17 protein-coding genes and 1 pseudogene are annotated in these 15,228 nt (G+C 68.3%); 4 read left to right on the forward strand and 14 right to left on the reverse strand.

Translation table 11 applies throughout. The features are described from left to right. Positions 1-32: 32 nt before the first annotated feature. From H300_RS0120035 to H300_RS29510, 11 genes are all read right to left on the reverse strand, one after another. Complete coding sequence (locus H300_RS0120035; RefSeq protein WP_158678405.1) at positions 33-905, reverse strand: GNAT family N-acetyltransferase; 873 nt, start codon at positions 903-905, stop codon at positions 33-35. Next, positions 902-1,366, reverse strand: a complete 465-nt coding sequence (locus H300_RS31625) for a hypothetical protein (protein ID WP_158678406.1) — start codon at positions 1,364-1,366, stop codon at positions 902-904. The genes H300_RS0120035 and H300_RS31625 overlap by 4 nt, the downstream gene beginning before the upstream one ends. Before the next feature lie 95 nt (positions 1,367-1,461). Continuing rightward, positions 1,462-2,697 carry a cytochrome P450 gene (locus H300_RS0120050; RefSeq protein WP_028428840.1) on the reverse strand — a complete coding sequence of 412 codons (1,236 nt, stop codon included), beginning with the start codon at positions 2,695-2,697 and terminating at the stop codon, positions 1,462-1,464. Then, entirely contained in the window at positions 2,694-3,083 is a 390-nt protein-coding gene (locus H300_RS32650; protein WP_486583959.1) for a hypothetical protein, read from the reverse strand. Before H300_RS32650 ends, H300_RS0120050 begins: the two co-directional genes overlap by 4 nt. Then, on the reverse strand, positions 3,002-3,943 hold the full coding sequence (locus H300_RS28100) for a cytochrome P450 family protein (RefSeq protein WP_486583960.1): 942 nt from the start codon (positions 3,941-3,943) through the stop codon (positions 3,002-3,004). The genes H300_RS32650 and H300_RS28100 overlap by 82 nt, the downstream gene beginning before the upstream one ends. Then, positions 3,940-4,539 (reverse strand): ATP/GTP-binding protein, encoded by a 600-nt coding sequence (locus tag H300_RS0120060; RefSeq protein WP_028428841.1) that lies wholly within the window; start codon positions 4,537-4,539, stop codon positions 3,940-3,942. Before H300_RS0120060 ends, H300_RS28100 begins: the two co-directional genes overlap by 4 nt. Beyond that, complete coding sequence (locus tag H300_RS28105; RefSeq protein WP_486583961.1) at positions 4,520-4,789, reverse strand: DUF742 domain-containing protein; 270 nt, start codon at positions 4,787-4,789, stop codon at positions 4,520-4,522. The genes H300_RS0120060 and H300_RS28105 overlap by 20 nt, the downstream gene beginning before the upstream one ends. Before the next feature lie 84 nt (positions 4,790-4,873). Next, the gene (locus H300_RS0120070; RefSeq protein ID WP_028428842.1) at positions 4,874-5,305 is read right to left on the reverse strand and encodes a roadblock/LC7 domain-containing protein; all 432 of its coding nucleotides are present in this window, start codon (positions 5,303-5,305) and stop codon (positions 4,874-4,876) included. Further along, positions 5,298-6,629, reverse strand: a complete 1,332-nt coding sequence (locus tag H300_RS0120075) for a sensor histidine kinase (protein ID WP_028428843.1) — start codon at positions 6,627-6,629, stop codon at positions 5,298-5,300. Before H300_RS0120075 ends, H300_RS0120070 begins: the two co-directional genes overlap by 8 nt. Before the next feature lie 139 nt (positions 6,630-6,768). After that, a complete protein-coding gene (locus H300_RS30590) occupies positions 6,769-7,338 on the reverse strand; it encodes a glycoside hydrolase family 15 protein (protein WP_199779218.1) in 570 nt (189 codons plus the stop codon). A gap of 178 nt (positions 7,339-7,516) precedes the next feature. After that, positions 7,517-8,434: a Scr1 family TA system antitoxin-like transcriptional regulator gene (locus H300_RS29510; RefSeq protein ID WP_028428847.1), complete on the reverse strand. Its 918-nt coding sequence runs from the start codon at positions 8,432-8,434 to the stop codon at positions 7,517-7,519. Between the two features lie 1,126 nt (positions 8,435-9,560). Here H300_RS29510 and H300_RS29515 point away from each other — a divergent pair. Together H300_RS29515 and H300_RS0120115 are read left to right on the forward strand one after the other, a co-directional pair. After that, on the forward strand, positions 9,561-10,013 hold the full coding sequence (locus H300_RS29515) for an ATP-binding protein (RefSeq protein ID WP_028428849.1): 453 nt from the start codon (positions 9,561-9,563) through the stop codon (positions 10,011-10,013). Beyond that, complete coding sequence (locus H300_RS0120115) at positions 10,013-11,017, forward strand: aldo/keto reductase (RefSeq protein ID WP_028428850.1); 1,005 nt, start codon at positions 10,013-10,015, stop codon at positions 11,015-11,017. The genes H300_RS29515 and H300_RS0120115 overlap by 1 nt, the downstream gene beginning before the upstream one ends. A 49-nt stretch (positions 11,018-11,066) precedes the next feature. Here H300_RS0120115 and H300_RS0120120 read toward each other — a convergent pair whose 3' ends face one another. Further along, entirely contained in the window at positions 11,067-11,804 is a 738-nt protein-coding gene (locus H300_RS0120120) for a 2'-5' RNA ligase family protein (protein ID WP_028428851.1), read from the reverse strand. Next, positions 11,782-13,170, reverse strand: a complete 1,389-nt coding sequence (locus H300_RS0120125) for an NsdA family TPR-like regulatory protein (protein ID WP_028428852.1) — start codon at positions 13,168-13,170, stop codon at positions 11,782-11,784. Before H300_RS0120125 ends, H300_RS0120120 begins: the two co-directional genes overlap by 23 nt. A gap of 345 nt (positions 13,171-13,515) precedes the next feature. On the opposite strand from H300_RS0120125, the gene H300_RS0120130 reads away from it, so the two are divergent. After that, entirely contained in the window at positions 13,516-14,409 is an 894-nt protein-coding gene (locus tag H300_RS0120130) for a Scr1 family TA system antitoxin-like transcriptional regulator (RefSeq protein ID WP_028428853.1), read from the forward strand. Beyond that, positions 14,406-14,639 (forward strand): DUF397 domain-containing protein, encoded by a 234-nt coding sequence (locus H300_RS0120135; protein ID WP_028428854.1) that lies wholly within the window; start codon positions 14,406-14,408, stop codon positions 14,637-14,639. The genes H300_RS0120130 and H300_RS0120135 overlap by 4 nt, the downstream gene beginning before the upstream one ends. 320 nt (positions 14,640-14,959) lie before the next feature. Here H300_RS0120135 and H300_RS0120140 read toward each other — a convergent pair. Further along, positions 14,960-15,228: pseudogene (locus H300_RS0120140) on the reverse strand (ISAs1 family transposase); the annotation flags it as partial.

Genomic DNA, 15,228 nt, shown 5'->3' on the forward strand with positions numbered 1-15,228 from the left:
TCAGGGGTGGTGGATCAAGGGATGCCCGGGACTCAGCGCTTGCCGGGAAGGGTGAAGGTGAGACAGCGGCCGGTGACGCGCATGCCGGAGGCGACGAAATCGGCCGGGTCCTGCCGCGTTACCGCGCGCACGGTCGCGACCTCTCGTCCGGCGGCCAAGGTGTGCGCCTGGGCGATCAGCCGGCTGCGGACCTCCGCATCGGCGGCCCAAAGCTCGGCCAGCAGCAGCTCGCTGCCGGTCGCGTTCCGTTGGACAAGGGCCAGCAGGAGCGAACCGGTCGGCGGGTCGAGCAGCAACGTCTTGGCGCTGAAGCGTGCGTCGTCCCGCCACCGCGGCAACGTCGACGCGGCGAACGACGCCTCCAGCCCGGCGAACCGGCGCGCGGCCGCGTCGACGTACGCCTCCAGCCCGGTAATGTCGGCGGCGGTAACGGCATCGGGCTCGCTGGCGGACGGGGTGCCGTGCAGCACTGTGACGGTGTCCAGCACCTCCCACCCGGCCCCGGTGAAGAGTATGTCGGCGCCGTCCCGGTCCGTGGGCACGTCCGTGGTCACCAACGGCCACTCGACCGCGCCCACCAGCGTCTGCAGCAGACTCCGCCCAAGACCTGCTCGGCGCGCCGACGGCTCCACGACCGGGCCCCACAGCCGTGCCCTCACCTCACCGGGATCCGGACGCCGCACGGCACACCAGCCGGTCACCTTCCGCCCGTCCCGGGCCACCGCGAGCATGGGCGGCGCGCCGGTCAGCGCGTTCGTCAGCCGCGAGCGCACCAGGGAGGCACTGACCGGCCGATCGTCGCTGTACCCGCCGATGCACCGCTGAGCCAGCACCGCGAGTTCCTCACACATGTCGGTATCAAGGCCTGGGAGCAGGTCGACCTGGAGGGGGTGGGGGTCACTCATGCGGCGGGCCCTTCTGCGAGCCGGACGGGGGAGGTGGCGGAGGTGGGGAGGGAGACGAGGCGATGCCGGCGCAGACGCTGTGCCTGTTCGCCGTGGCAAGGGAGGCCGCCCTGGGCACGGCGGCGGTCGAGAACGTGCGGGATCCGGCGACCGGAAGTAGCTCCAGGCAGCCGCCGGAGCCCTCCGGCCGGTAGATGTAGTGCGTGCCGTCCAGCTGCGGCTGGCCGGTTGACGAGCACCCGGTCCGGCACGAGCAGGGCGTGGGTGAGGACGGCGCGAGAGGAGCTCGGGCGGCCGAGCTTCCGGCGGGCGGAGGCGAGGTGGCCCGCCACCGAATACACGGGCAGGTCACCTTGACGGGCTATCAGTTCGTCGGAGGCTCCGTAGACGAGTCGTGCGGCGACGCGCTGCTGGTCCCGGGTGAGGAGGGTGGGTGAGGGCAGGGTTTCGGTAGTGGTCATCGTCGGTCCTGAGACAGGCTGAGGGTGGGCGGGTCGTCGAAGGCGGTCGGCGTGTGCCGGGGATGCGGGCGCCCCGGCACACGTTCGGGCTGCCGTTACGGCGTGGGATTCAGTGCGACGGGGAGTGCGATGACATCGGTGCCGATGAAGGACCGTTGCGGCTCGAGGTCGTTGACGTCGCCGGGCAGGGCGAGTTGGGGGAAGCGCCGGAACAGGGCGGGGAGGGCGACTTCGGCTTCGATCTTGGCGAGGCGGGCGCCCAGGCAGTAGTGGATGCCGTAGCCGAAGGCCAGGTGCTGCTTGTCGTCCCGGTCGATGCGGAAGGCTTCGGGGTTCTGGTGGATGCCCGGGTCGCGGCCGTGGGCGCCGAAGCCCATGATGATCGCGTCGCCTGCCCGGATGACGACTCCGTTGCCCAGGTCGATGTCCGCCGTGGCGTAACGCAGGGGCATGTACATGATTGGGGGATGCAGGCGAAGGGCTTCGTCGATGACGTCGCTCCAGCGCGTCGGGGCGGCCAGCACGGTGGTGAGCTGGTCAGGGTGTGCGAGGAGTTCGCGGACGGCGGCATTGATGAGGGCGACGGCGGTCTCGCTGCCGGCACCGATCATCAGGATGAGGGTGGAGACGAGCTCGGTGTGGCTGAGGCGGTCGCCGTCCTCTTCATGGGTGGCCAGCAGCAGGCTTGTCATGTCCTCGCTCGGGTTGCTGCGCTTGGAGTCGATGAGGGCCTGCATGGCCTGGCCGAGATCGTGGTTGATGGCCTCGGCCTCCTGGGGGGTGACGTTCGTGGCGAGCACGGAGTCGATCACGCGGAGCATCTCGGGCCGCTGCTCGGCGGGCACGCCGAACAGGTCGCAGATCACCCGGGTCGGGATGGGATAGGAGAAGTGCGCACGAAGGTCGATGGGGCCGGTGGGGGCGAGCGTCTCCAGGTGGTCGAGGAGGTCGGTGACGATCGCGTGGATGGCGGGGCGCATCGCCTCGATGCGGGCGTGCGTGAACGCGCGGTCGACCAGTCGGCGAAGGCGCTGGTGATCACTGCCGTCGGAGGTGAACATCGACACGACGTCCACCCAGGCGTACAGCCACGGTATGGAGCCCGGGGTGTGGGACGGCCACGACTTGCGGGCGTCCTTGGACACGTTGGGGTGGGTCAGGAGTCGTTTGGCCACATCTCCGCGGGTGACCGCCCAGGCCGTCACGTTGTCCGGCAGGCGAACCAGGACGGCGGGGCCGGCGCTTCGGAGCTCGTCGGCTTGGGCGAACAGGCGGAGGCCGCCGCTGCTGTCGAGGGTGACGGCCGTGGTGGGTGTGGGACTGCTGGTCACGAGAAACCTCCTGCGAGAGTGGTGGCGGGAAGACGGTCGTGCGACTTGGGGCGGAAGGTGACGGGCATCGACTGCGGGCACTGGTGGAAGGGGCCGTGGCGCAGCGGGGGATAGGGGTTGTCGTCGGCCAGCGTCATGTCCCAGAGCTGGTCGAGGATCGTCTCGACGGCGGTCTGCACGATCGTGGTGGCCTGGGAGATCGCAGGGCAGCGGTGCGGGCCGGCCGACCAGGCGAGGTGGGCGCGGCTGTCGTAGCCGAGGTCTTGCGGCAGCGACGGGTCGGTGTTGGCCGCCGCGTGGGAGATCAGGATCGGGACGTGGCCCGGCAGGGGCACGCCGTGGAGGTAGGTGTCGCCGCGGGCGAAGTGGACGGAGAAGTTCGCCATCGGGGCGCGCTCCCACAGCGCCTTCTCCAGGGCCCGTCGTACGGTGAGGGTGCCGGCGGCGAGACTGCCGGCGTGCTCGTCGTCGCGCAGGAGTAGATGCAGGGTCCAGGCCGTGCAGGCGGCAACAGGGATGACGCCTGCGCCGACGGCGAGAACAGTTGGTGGAGGGCCTCTTCGTCGCTCAGCTGGGCCGCATGGTTGATCATCCAGGAGGTCAGGTCCTGGCCGGGCTGCTCGCGGCGCAGCTGGATGAGCTCGAACAGGAGCCCAGCGAAGTCCTCGGCGCCTTGGGCCGCTTCGGGGCCGGCGCTGATGAGGTCCTGGCAGGCGCGGACCATCCGCTGGGTCATCTCGGGTGGGCAGCCCAGGAGTTCGGCGAAGGCGAGCATGGGCACCACGTCGGCGAAGTCGCTCATGAGGTCGGCCCGGCCGGTGCCGATGGTGTGGGCGATCAGCGACAGCGCGCTGCGTCGGGTGATGTCCCGCAGTTGGTGGGGGTCGATCCGGGCGATGCAGTCGTCCATGGCCCAGCGCAGGCGTGCGTGCTCAGCGCCGTCGGTGTAGAGGACGGAGGGCCGCCAGCCCATCATGCCCAGGACCGGACTGTTCTGGGGGATCTCACCGGCGGCGAGTGCCGCCCACAGGCGTGAGTCCTTGGAGTAGGTACGGCTGTCGTTGAGCAGGGTGACGGCGGCGCGGTGTTGGGTGACGACCAGCGCGTGCACGTTCGGGGCGATCTCAGCCCAGCCGACCGGGCCCTGGGCGCGCAGTTGCTCATAGACGGCGTTCGGGTGGGAGGCGAAGGCGGCGCCGTGCAGCATGGGGCAGCCGCTGGGGGAGAGCGGGGGCGGCGTCGTCATGAGGCGGGCTCCAGGCTGGGGCGGGAAAGCAGGTGGGAGACGAGCGCTATCAGCGGCTTCTTGGCCGATTCCCTGCGCCGCACGTCGCACATGACCAGGGGGGTGGACGGTCGGAGGTCCAGGGCCCGGCGCAGTTCGGCTTCGCCGTAGCGGGGAGACTCGGCGAAGGTGTTGACCGCAACCACGTAGGGCAGGCCGGCTTCCTCGAGGCGCCCCATGGCGTCCCAGGAATCGGTGACCCGGGCGGTGTCGACCAAGACCACTCCCCCCAGGGCGCCGTGCATCAGTTCGTCGATCATGAAGCTGAATCGGGGCTGGCCGGGGCCGCCGAACAGATAGAGCACGATGTCGTCGGTGAGGGTGAGCCGGCCGAAGTCGAGCGCGACCGTGGTGGTGGTCTTGTCCGTCAGGCCGCGCAGGGTGTCGACCGTCTCGCCGGCCCTCGTCATGCGCTCTTCGGTCGAGGACGGCTCGATCTCGGACACGGCGCCGACGAGGGTGGTCTTGCCGACGGCGAACGGTCCTAGAACGAGGAGCTTCACGGACTGGTCGACCCCGGGCGCCAGGTAACGGCCCTTAGAGCTTGTGGAGTGCATCGAGAATCCTCTCCAGCAGATGTCTGTCGTTCTGCTGAGCGGCGGGCACGGGGTTGCGGCTGAGGAGGTGGCCGCTGTCAACGAGGGAGGCGACGAGGACCTTGGTCACGGCGGCCGGGAACTGCAGATCGGCACTGACTTCGGCCAGCGACAGCACACCGGGCAGGCAGTGCTGCATCAGCCGGTGGGAGTGGGCGTCCAGCCCGGCCAGGGGCTTCTCCGGGTCGGCGATCAGAAGCCGTGGCCACATCCAGGGTGCGGCGGGTGGGTGCGGCCTTGCCTCCGGTAGGGGTATAGGGCCGCACCATCCCGGCACGCCTCCGTCCGCGGGGCGTCACGAGGTCTTGGCCCGCGCGCGTGCGGACAGGGCGGGGGCCAGGCCCTTGATGGTCTTGATGGTCGCCGCGGACGCGACCGCCACCTCGGGTTCGGTCATCTCTGCGCGGATGGAGACGGCGAGCACCGAGTTGTGTCCGGCACCGAAGATGAGAACGCACGCGTCGGGCAGGTCGATGATGATCTTGCGCGGAGCCGTGTCGGGAGGCGTCTGGGCAAACTGCGAGAGGCTGCGGCCTAGCGAGAAGAGACTCGAGGAACTGGCGGCGGTGGGGTCGGCCACGTCGCGGTGCAGCTCCTTGGAGTGCGCCAGCACCAGGCCGTCGGTGGTGAAGAGCACGGCGTGCGCGACGTCCTTCTCCTCGGCGAGACGGGAGAGGACCCAGGTCATGTCGTGAGTGTCGGCGGTCGGCTGCTGCTGCTCAGGCATGGGGTTGGTCTCCTTCGAAGGTGGGTGTCTCGGTGTCGTGGATGGCCTGCCCCAGGTGAGCGAGGCCGGCGGAGAACGCATCGGGGTCATCCGCCGGCGCAGGCGCGTCGTAGCGGGCGGGCTCCGCAATACGGGCGGCTCGTCGGCGCCGCTGTGGCAGCCCTCCGGGTTCGGTGGTTCCTGCCGGCGGGGTGCGGCCGTCATCGGCGGGTGAGAGCGATTCCTCGGTGAAGGGGCTCTGGGTAGGGAGAGCCATGGCCGCATGCCGTTCGGCTTGGATCTCCTCGTTACTCGGGCCGTGCCCAAACAGTCCACGCGGGAGGCGCAGAACAGCGCGGACGCCGCCCAAGGGGGAGGTGCTGGTGACATCGGCGACGAAGCCGTACTCGCCGGCCAGACGGCCGATGACTGCGAACCCGAGCTGGCCGGTGTCTTGCACGGTGGTGACGTCCAGAACTTCCCGCTGCGCCAGTTGCCGGGCAGCCTCCTCGCGCTGGAAGCCGTTCATGTTCAGGCCACCGTCGTCGACGAAGACGCAGAACCCGGTCTGGAAGGCCTGGACTTCGACGTAAACCTTGCCCTCGGAGTACGCGGTGGCGTTGGACAGCAGCTCCGCGAGCGCGACGGTGATCGGCTCGACCACGCGTCCCTCCAGCCAGGTCTCCCCGGTGCCCGGCTCGTATGTGTAGGAGACCCGCAGGTAGTCGCTGATCCGCCCCCGGGCCGATTCCACGACCTCGCGCACGGTGCAGTCCGCACGCTGCAGACCAGGCCACGATCCGGTCAGGATCCGCGTGCGCTGGAGGGTGTGCAGAGCCTGGGTGACCAGGTGGTCGAAGTTCATCAGGCTCTGGTGGTACGCGGTGCCGTCCGGGTGGTGCTCCATCTCCTGCAGCACGGACATCTGACAGCGGTGCAGGCGGGTCTGCGCCTCGTCGATGATGTCCCGCACCGAGGACCGTGCCGCGCGCCCGATCCGCTCGCGCGTGACGGCTACGGCCTCTTGCAGGATCCGCCGGACAGCCCGATGAGCAAGGTCGACAGGGGTACCGACGAGCTGCTCCTGGTGAAGGCCCGGGACGGGCGTGCCGCGGTGTCCGCGGGCGAGGACGTCCACCAGGACGGGCATCGTCATCTCGGCGAAGTGCCGCACTTCCGCTTCGAGTGCAGCGATGTGGGCAGTGGCGTCATCACGATGCTTCTCCGCCGAGGCGCTCCGGACTGCGAGGGCCCGTTTGCTGCGGGTCTGCACTATGAGCCCTGCCGATGTGGCGACGAGACCGGCACCAAGCAGGGCAGTTACGGTCACCTGTGGATCGAGCATGGAGTGTCCTCACACGTGGGGGCCGACTGTGGGCGGCAGGAGGCAACGGCGCGGCCGAGGCCGGCCGCGGAACGGCGCCCGGCAGGCCGGGCTGGGTGAAGGGGCCGGTAGCGCATGGCGGGAGCGTTCACCGTTCGACTCACGCGGCCATCACCGGCTTGGCCGTGGCCTTCCGCCGGTTGTGCAGCAGAACGGCGGTGTTCACGAGACCAAGCAGCGAATACGCCTGCGGGAAGTTCCCCAGCTGACGACCGGCCACTTGGTCGTACTCCTCGGCAAGCAGGCCCAGGTCGCTGCGCAGCGACAGGAACTGCTCGAACAGTTCCTCAGCCTCGGCCAGCCTGTCGGTGTGCGCGAGGGCGTCGACCAGCCAGAAGGAGCACAGCAAGAACGCGCCCTCGCCGCCCGGGAGCCCGTCCCTTCCCACACTGGGGCCGTCCGTCAGGTACCGGTGGACTTCGATGTCCGGGTCGCTGTCGACGTAGACGATGTGGCGCATCGCCTCCGTCCAGTTCCTGTGCTCGTCGTGCGGCAGGCCGCAACCCAGGTCGACGGCCTGGTCAATGCCGAGATCACAGATGAGGTGATCAAGTGCACGAGCGCCGTGGACGCGATTGAGGCGCACACTGACCCGCAACCAATGCGCGCCAGCCACGAACCTTCGGGCACGCTTCCAGTCGGCGGCGTAGTTGTCTGAGGTCCAGCTCACGCCGACCTCCCCGCGCTTTGCCGCGCGCAGGCGATGCGGCGGATTTCCTCGGCCCCGCCGTCGCCGCGGCGCGCGATTCGTACACGGCAGTCGAAGGCCTGCTGGTCAAGGATGAGAAGTCGCGCCATGGGAACGTCGGCCGGTGGTCCGAGGAGGAGGGCAAGCAGCCGGGCGGCGGTCACGACGCAGCCCTCTGCTCCATCGCCCGGGCCGAGGCCACGATCAGGTCGTACGTCCTCTCGCGGCTGTACGCGGCGGACACGGCCTCCCGCAGCCCGGCGCCCATGACGTGCGCGGCACCGGAACCGGTCTCGTAGCCGGGGAAGAAGCCCCGAGTCGTCAGCAGGCGGTGGCCACGGACGGTCACTTCGGCGGGGGAGTTGACCGTGTGAATGAACAGGGCCCGGTCCAGCGGCAGGATGCGGATGACCAGCCCCCGGCCGTCCGCCATCTCAGCGCTCATGAGGTCGGCCAGATGACGGAGCTGGCCAGCCAACACCTCGGGGCCGCCGAGGGGCCGGGCAAGCACGGTCTCGTCCAGCAGGACGGTCCGCTGCTGCCCCGTAGCCCATTCCATGCGGTGCGCCCACGGTGGCAGTCCGAGTACCGGCTCATCCGGGTCCAGGCCGTCCGCGGGATCAAGCACCACAGCCTGGTAGGCGGGGGTCCGCAGCCCGGCCGGGACCAGCGTGCAGAACTCGACGATGGCACTCGCCGTGCGCATCACCGCGATGTAGCGGGCCGCCGCTTCAAATCCCGCCACGTCCGCCCAGTAGTCATACGGGGCGCGGCGGGCGAAGTCCTGCTCCTCGCGCTCGCGGCGGACGTAGTTCTGCGGCGGCAGGTGCAGTGCCAGGTAGTCGGCGTGCTTCCCCTCCACGCCGAAGTGGCGCAGCAGCGTCCTCAGCGCGCCGAGTGGGACGGAGGACTCGGCACGCTCCCACCGGCCGACAGCCTCGACCGACGCCCCCGCTACGCGGGCCGCGTCCTGCAGCGTGACGCCCTTCCACTCACGCAGACCGCGCAGGTACACGCCCAACACGATTCGGGCAGGTACCTGGGGCAGTTCGGTGGGCGTCGGGAGGAGGTCAAACATGATGGTCCTTGCGTGGCGGGGCCGAGGGGTTCAGGACTGGTTGCGTGGCCCAGATGCCGGGTGTCGGTGCGTCCCGGCCGGGCTGCCGGTTTGTTCTCTGTCCTCGGACGACGAGTACGGCCGTAGCTTCGGCGATCAGACCGATGGTGATCAGTCCGGTGCTGGTCACCGCAGCTTCGGCGCGGATCCGGCGTAGGTGATCGTGAACAGCGCGAGGGCGCGCAGACGCTGGTCGTTGGGCGCCAAGCCTGTCGGCGGCGCGTCCGCCAAGGACTAGGCACGGCAGACTTCTCGGCGCCGCGGGGCGGGCGAGCTGCGCACCGCGCGCATGCGGTCCCTGGTCCGGCTGAGCGCCTCATGCAGCGCAGCCGCCGGGGTGGTGGACATAGCGCCCGGCTCCGGCCGGGTCACCCACATGCCTGTACAGCCGCGGCCGCTGTACCCATCGCATACGAACCGCCCGGTCCTGGTGCCGGGCACGCAGTCGGAGTGGGCAGCCCCCCACCGGTAGAACGTGCCAGCCTCCACCGGCACCAGAAGCCTCTGGTGGCCGAGGCAGTACATCAGCGGGCCGACGCCCGTGCCGTCGGCCACGAGGGCGTCGATCGCAGGCAGCCCCAGAGCCAGGCCCACGCGCACAGTGTCGTGGGCTCGGGGGAGCGCGCCCGGCGGCTCGCCGATTGCGACCTGCCACAGGTACTGACTCCGTAGGTTCATGTGCACTGCTCTCCAGACGACTGCTGTCGGACGAATCGTGAAAGGGAGTTCGATCCCGCGCCATGGCGGGGAAGGCCGGCACGGCACCGACGGCTCAGACAGCGGTCCGCAACCCGGTGGCTCCGGGAACCCGGTCGCTGGCTCTACTCAACGGTGACGGAACCGGGGGGACAGCGGTACGCCAAACCGCGGCCACTTGTGCACCACTTGAACCGAGGCACAAGCACAAACCGGGGGTATTTTGGTCTGCTTTGCCCAGCGTGGTGCATGCGGCGGAGCGGCGCGTGGAGGGCGAAGTGACACAGAAGTGGCCCCGGTTTGGCGTACCGATGCCTGTGGTGTTCCGCCACGGTGGAGGTGGGTCGATTCCGGCCGCGCCGCAGGGCGTCTCGATCATGAGGAGACGAGGTTGCCTCCGACCACCGCCGAGCTGGTCCACGACCAGCGCCTCGGAAAGCTGCTAGACCACTGCGTTGTCGGGCTTGCCGGACTCCCGGCCCCGCAACGCTCCGCACGCGTTGCGCTCAGCAGCTTCCTGGACGACGTTGACGAGGGCCAGGTCGACGACGCCATGCTGATCGCCAGTGAACTCATCGCCAACGCCGTCAAGCACAGCCCCGGCGCGGTCCTCATAAGGATCGAGGTCTACGAGCTCGGCACGGCGCTGGGAGTCGTCGACCTGGATCACGACACCGACGCCCTCCCTTCACACCCATGCAACTCGTCCGTGAAGCCGGACACCGTGGACACAAACGGACGCGGGCTGTTCATCATTCAGAACCTCGCCGACACCTGGTCGGTCGAGGACACCGCGAGCGGAAAGATCGTCATCGCTGTGCTGATGCGGGAAGGATTTCGCTGATGACCGACTTGGACATCACGAGTCGTCATCTGGGACAGGGCCTCTCGGCTCACCCCCTGGGCGTCAACCTTGGCGCCGTCGGGCTGCCGGAGAGCCACACCCGCGAGGAGGACGACGGTCCCTTCCTCGACGGCTTGCGCCGCGCCGTGGAGCTCGGCGCCAACCTCCTGGACACAGCCGACTCCTATGGAGCCGGGCGAGCCGAACGAGTGCTGGGACGCCTGCTGCGAGAGTACCCAAATCGGACTTTCCTGACCAGTAGCAAGGTCGGGAAGATCCGAGGCTCCGCGCCGCACGCCTACGCCGATCGGCACATTCACCATCAGCTGCAGCAGACACTGGAGAACCTTTACGTCGAGGAGCTGGACTTCTACACCCTGGACTCGTGGGACTTTGGCCCTCAAGATCGCTACCTGGGCCCCGCAATCGATCAAATGCACACTCTGCGAGACGTAGGCGCCATCAGGGCCATCGGAATGCGGGGACCGTACACACCTGCCGAAGCGACACCCGCCGAACGCGCCGCCTGCGCCGAGCGATTCCTCTACCTCTTCCGGCTGATCAGACCGAACGTCATCTGGACTCGATGCAACGCCCTCACGCCGGTGATCACGCTGGAGGGCGATGACCTCTTCGCTTTCACGGCGCGCCACGGGGTCGGCATGATCCTCGCGGCGCCGGCGACCCTGGGCTTCCGGACCGCTCGCGCTCCGACCGACGCCGAGAAGGTACCCATCGGGCTGGAACCGCTGCGCGCCCAATTCGGTGACGCACCAGGAACCTTGGCCCGTCTCGCGCTGCTGTCCGGCGTCCAGCGCGCTGGCCACTGTGCTGCGGTCGTCGGCTTCACCAGTGAGGGTCAGCTCGAACACAGCTTTGGGTCTCTCTCCGGCCCCATTCTCACCGCTTTCGAACTGCGGCTGCTCGACGACACCTACACTCGGGTCCGCGCGCAGACGCACCCGAAGCCGAAGGAGAGACTGGCGGCCGGCACCGGCATGTGACGGGGCAGCGGCGCCTCCGGGCCGTTGCCGCCAAACGTGCGATCGCCTCCTAGGTCAACGGAGTCCGCGAGGTTGCGGCAGAGGGCAGGGGAATCGAGCGGATCGTTCTCCAGCGGTAGGTTCTGCCCTGGCGCTGCAGTTCCACGAGATCGACGGCTGTGAAGTGCAGCGGCACCGGAGGAAGAGACCGCAGAGGTGCGACGGCGTCGATGACTGCGGACGCGGATCGCTCCTGGTTGCTATAGGCGATACTTAGATGCGGACGGAACGCGGTAGTCGGAGCTCCGCCGGGGACGCCTGCCTGTTTTCCCGCGGCGTGGAGGGCGGCGTGGAGGCGGACCAGCGGCTTCCACGGCGTGAGGCTGAAACGAATGGCACCCCGTGAGCCGGCGAGAGGGTGAGCGAGGACATGGAAGGCGCTGACAGGCAGCTCCTGCGTCAAGTCCAGGAGGTGCTCGACCTGCGCGGTCGATACCTGGTCGACTGCGCCCACGCGCAGCACGGTCACATGCAGACCGTCGGCAGGGACAGGGGCCATGCCCAGATGCTGCAGGGCTCGTTGGCAGTGTTCCGTCCGCTGCAGCAACTCGCCGGGGTCCGGGAACGTATGCATCCAGTAGTACGAGCGCTGCTGATCCGGCCACCCTGGCCGGTCCCAGTGATCGGCCGTGCGCTCGACCCTCTGGAACGCGCGCCAGTCGTGCTCGACGATCACTTCGGGGTCATCGAGGCTCGCAGGCGGCGCACTGGGAAATGCGCTGGGATCAGTGGCCAGCTCGGGTGACACAGGGCTCCTCGGGAGGTAAGGGTGTGATCCGCGACGGCGAGCCGACGGCGATCAGGCCCACCTGCGGTTGTGACTGCCAGGTCCGCAGTTCCTCGGCATAGTCTCCTACCTCGGCTTCGTCGTGCCACCGCTCGGCGTTCTGGTACAGCTCGACCGCCCTCTCCCAGACGGATTTGATCGGCCGGCCGGTACCAGATCTCAGCGCGCGACGGCCCCGCGCCATGGCGTGCTCGACCTCGGGTGAGTTCTGCTTCAGCAGCGCGGATGCCACATCCAGCCCGACCAGGGCACGGCTCCACTCGGACTGTGAATGCTCGACCAGCTCTTCGATCTGATCGGCGTGGGCCAGGACCTCTGCGGTGTCCCCGAGGGAAAGCCGTGTGGTGATGGCGTTGGCGAGGGAGCGCGCCATCGAGTAGGGCTCGAAGCTGATGCACGAGGTCAGGCCATCGGGGAGTGACTTCTGGCGGTCTGAGAGCTCGAGGGCGCGCCCAATGGCTGTTTCAGCCCCTGTGCGATCGCCGATGCGAGCGAGCGCCCGGGCACGGCCGTTGACCAGCAGCCTGATGGCCTGGGGGTGGTCCGGCGCGAGGGCGATGCCGGCAGAGGCGGCGTCATCCGCTTCTGCGTAGCGCTTCTGGTAGTACAGTCCGAGCGAGCGGGTGCCGTTCGCCCACATCTCCATCGACACCTCGCCGACCTCCCGGGCCAAGGTCTCCGCTTCCGTGCAGTAGGCGTCGACCACCTCGTAACGGGCGCCGGCGTTGACGGCCATGTAGCCGAGAAGCCCCGAGGCCTGGGATGCGAGCCGGAAGAGTTCCATCCTCATGCGGGGTGGTTGGTGGCCGGCGAGGATGCCGTGCAGCGTCTCGCGGATGATTCTGGCCTCCCCTGCCAGATGCTGAGGTCCGAGCGTTTCGTACCGGGCTACGATGCTGGCGATCGTGCCCGTGATAATGCCGAAGATGGGATCGTCGGTGTTGGAGCTGGTCAGCTTGTGCGTCTGGCTCACGATGGTCAGGGGGTCGTCGAATCTGAGAGGGTCCGCGGATGCGGCAGGGGTGGCGTTGAGGTGTCCTGAGACCCAGGCGCCGGCATCGATGGGTTCGAAGAGGCGCTCGGGCGACATGTTGAACATGTGCCGAAGGACGAGGGCGGCATCACGGCGGGGGATGCTCGTGACCGCGCCCTTTCGTCCCATCCAGCGGGCGTAGGTACTGCGGGCGATGTCGGTACGTGCGAGCCTCGGGTTGTTCTCCTTCTCGGCCGCCCGCGCCGCCGCTCTGGCGAAGCGGATACAGAAGACTTCGTACGAGTCCCAGTGCCGTTCTTGCACCAGGAGAGCGAATCGTGTGGTGGTGTGCACCTGCCGCCCCCTTCAGGTGGGCTCCGGATGAATGCGCGTGCTCTGCTGGGTCACGGGCGACTCGCTCGAACTGAAGGCTGAACACGCTCCATTGGTCCCACCGGCGCTCCACAAGCAAGACGTGGAACAAGATTGGGGTGGGGCATCAACACGGCCCTCCTCGAACAGCGACGGAGCGCGGCTCTCACGGCGTAGCGGAGAACATCCCACACGGCGCGACACCAACAACACGGATCGTGACCTCGGTCAGGATGCTCCTCCATCCGCGCCCTGCGCAACAGAAACTAGAAAATTTCTCCATAGAATCGGTTGTTGAGAGCCGGGCCGACCCGCCACACTGACCTCATGTCGGACGCAGGTAAGGTCCCTTGGTCACTCACCCACAGCGAGGTGGGCAGCCGGTTGGAGGAGTTGCGGGAGCGCCGCGACCTGACCCAGCGCGCCGTCGTCGACCTCCTGCTGCAGGAACACGGCGTCAGGACCAACATCTCCACGCTCAGCAACATCGAGAACGGCAAAAGGAAGAGGCTTCCGAGCGAGCTCGTCGAAGCGTTGCTCGACGCGTACGGCGCCGAGCCGCAAGCGCGCCAGCACGTGCTCGCCCTGCTCAGCGTAGACACGACGCCCGCCGGTCACCCTCGCCGACCGGCCTCCTGGCGCCGAAGTGCAACGCTGCTGGGCCCTACGCAGTTTGAGGGCTTCCTCCGGATGGAGCGCCGCGCCTCCGCCATCGACAACTACGAGAGGGACCTGCTTCCCGGTCTGCTCCAGACCGAGGAGTACGCGCACGCCGTGATCACGGGTATGCGCCCCGACCTCAGCCCGAGAGAGGTCGAGGTTCTCGTCGACGTTCGCATGGAGCGACAACGGCAAGTGGATGAGTGGGCCATGAAGTCCTTCCGCGCTCTCATCGACCTCGAAGCGGTCAACGACGCAGCGTGCGACCTCATCCAGATCCGGCGCCTGCTCCAGGAGTGCGAGAAGCCGAAGCAAGAGATTCGGCTTCTACCCAGGCTCGGGTTCCATCCCGGCATGGCGGGCCCGTTCGTCGTCATGCACTTCCCCGAAGCCGCCCGAGAGGTTGCCTGGGCAGAGACCATGACCCACTCGGTTTTCGTCGACACTGAAGCAAGCGTACGTCTCTACATCGAGGCTTTCGCCGCTATGTGGGAGCGGGCCCTCCCGTCTGACGAGACGCGCATACGCCTAGAGAACAAGATCAAGGAGCTCCAAAAGTGACCGTCAAACCCGATCCGTCCACCTTCGATCTTGAGAGCGTCGAGTGGACCGTCTCCTCGCGTAGCGGAGGCAGTGGCAACTGTGTCCGAGTCGGTGTGCAGCGCGGCTACGTTCTGGTCGGCGACTCGCAGAACCCCGATCGTCTGCCCCACGTGTACACGGCGTCTGAAGCCAAGGCGTGGTTGGAGGGCGCGAAGGGCGGCGAGTTCGATTTCGTGCTCAACCTGTGATCCGCGGGGTGACTCCCTGAGTTGGAGGGCGGCGAGATGGCGGGCCGGGCACCGCCACCGGGCTGCTGCTCCTCCTGTCCAGCGGCCCGCGCCCGTAATTCCATTGAGTGCTGTGCATCGTGAAGGTGCAGGTCCCGGACCCGGTGTGATTCCTTGCCGGGATGCTCGTGCTGGTCGCGGGAGGCAGTCTGCCGGGTAGCTCGTCTGGCAGGGACGTCTTCGCGGGTTCTTGTCCGTTCCCGTCCGCGCGGCTCGTACGCTCCCAGGCATGGTGGGCCCCGAGGCAAGGTCATTGCGTGATCGCGATCTGTCCGGGTTGATCACGTAAGGCCCAGAGCTGTCAGAGGCCGCCGGTGGTCGCGGCCGGTGTGCCGGAGGGCGGCGGCGATGTTGGTGTCGCCGTTCTGCCGGAAGATGCTGATGGCGAGGTTGCGTAGGCCGGCCATGGTACGGGGCAGGTGTCCGGTGCGGACCTTGGAGTCGTCCTCGCGGAAGGTCCGATCACGGACGTGGTGCAGGAGGTTCTCGATGCCCCAGTGACCTCTGATCCAGGAGGCGAGTTCGGCCGGGGTGGCGTCGAAGACGTCCA

Source organism: Streptomyces sp. TAA040 (genome assembly GCF_000424845.1).

Coding starts and splice junctions, on each gene's coding strand:
- H300_RS0120035 (WP_158678405.1), bottom strand. CDS start 905: ATGAGTGACCCCCACCCCCTCCAGGTCGACCTGCTCCCAGGCCTTGAT.
- H300_RS31625 (WP_158678406.1), bottom strand. CDS start 1,366: ATGACCACTACCGAAACCCTGCCCTCACCCACCCTCCTCACCCGGGAC.
- H300_RS32650 (WP_486583959.1), bottom strand. CDS start 3,083: ATGGCGAACTTCTCCGTCCACTTCGCCCGCGGCGACACCTACCTCCAC.
- H300_RS28100 (WP_486583960.1), bottom strand. CDS start 3,943: ATGACGACGCCGCCCCCGCTCTCCCCCAGCGGCTGCCCCATGCTGCAC.
- H300_RS0120060 (WP_028428841.1), bottom strand. CDS start 4,539: ATGCACTCCACAAGCTCTAAGGGCCGTTACCTGGCGCCCGGGGTCGAC.
- H300_RS28105 (WP_486583961.1), bottom strand. CDS start 4,789: ATGTGGCCACGGCTTCTGATCGCCGACCCGGAGAAGCCCCTGGCCGGG.
- H300_RS0120070 (WP_028428842.1), bottom strand. CDS start 5,305: ATGCCTGAGCAGCAGCAGCCGACCGCCGACACTCACGACATGACCTGG.
- H300_RS0120075 (WP_028428843.1), bottom strand. CDS start 6,629: ATGCTCGATCCACAGGTGACCGTAACTGCCCTGCTTGGTGCCGGTCTC.
- H300_RS29510 (WP_028428847.1), bottom strand. CDS start 8,434: ATGTTTGACCTCCTCCCGACGCCCACCGAACTGCCCCAGGTACCTGCC.
- H300_RS0120115 (WP_028428850.1), top strand. CDS start 10,013: ATGACCGACTTGGACATCACGAGTCGTCATCTGGGACAGGGCCTCTCG.
- H300_RS0120130 (WP_028428853.1), top strand. CDS start 13,516: ATGTCGGACGCAGGTAAGGTCCCTTGGTCACTCACCCACAGCGAGGTG.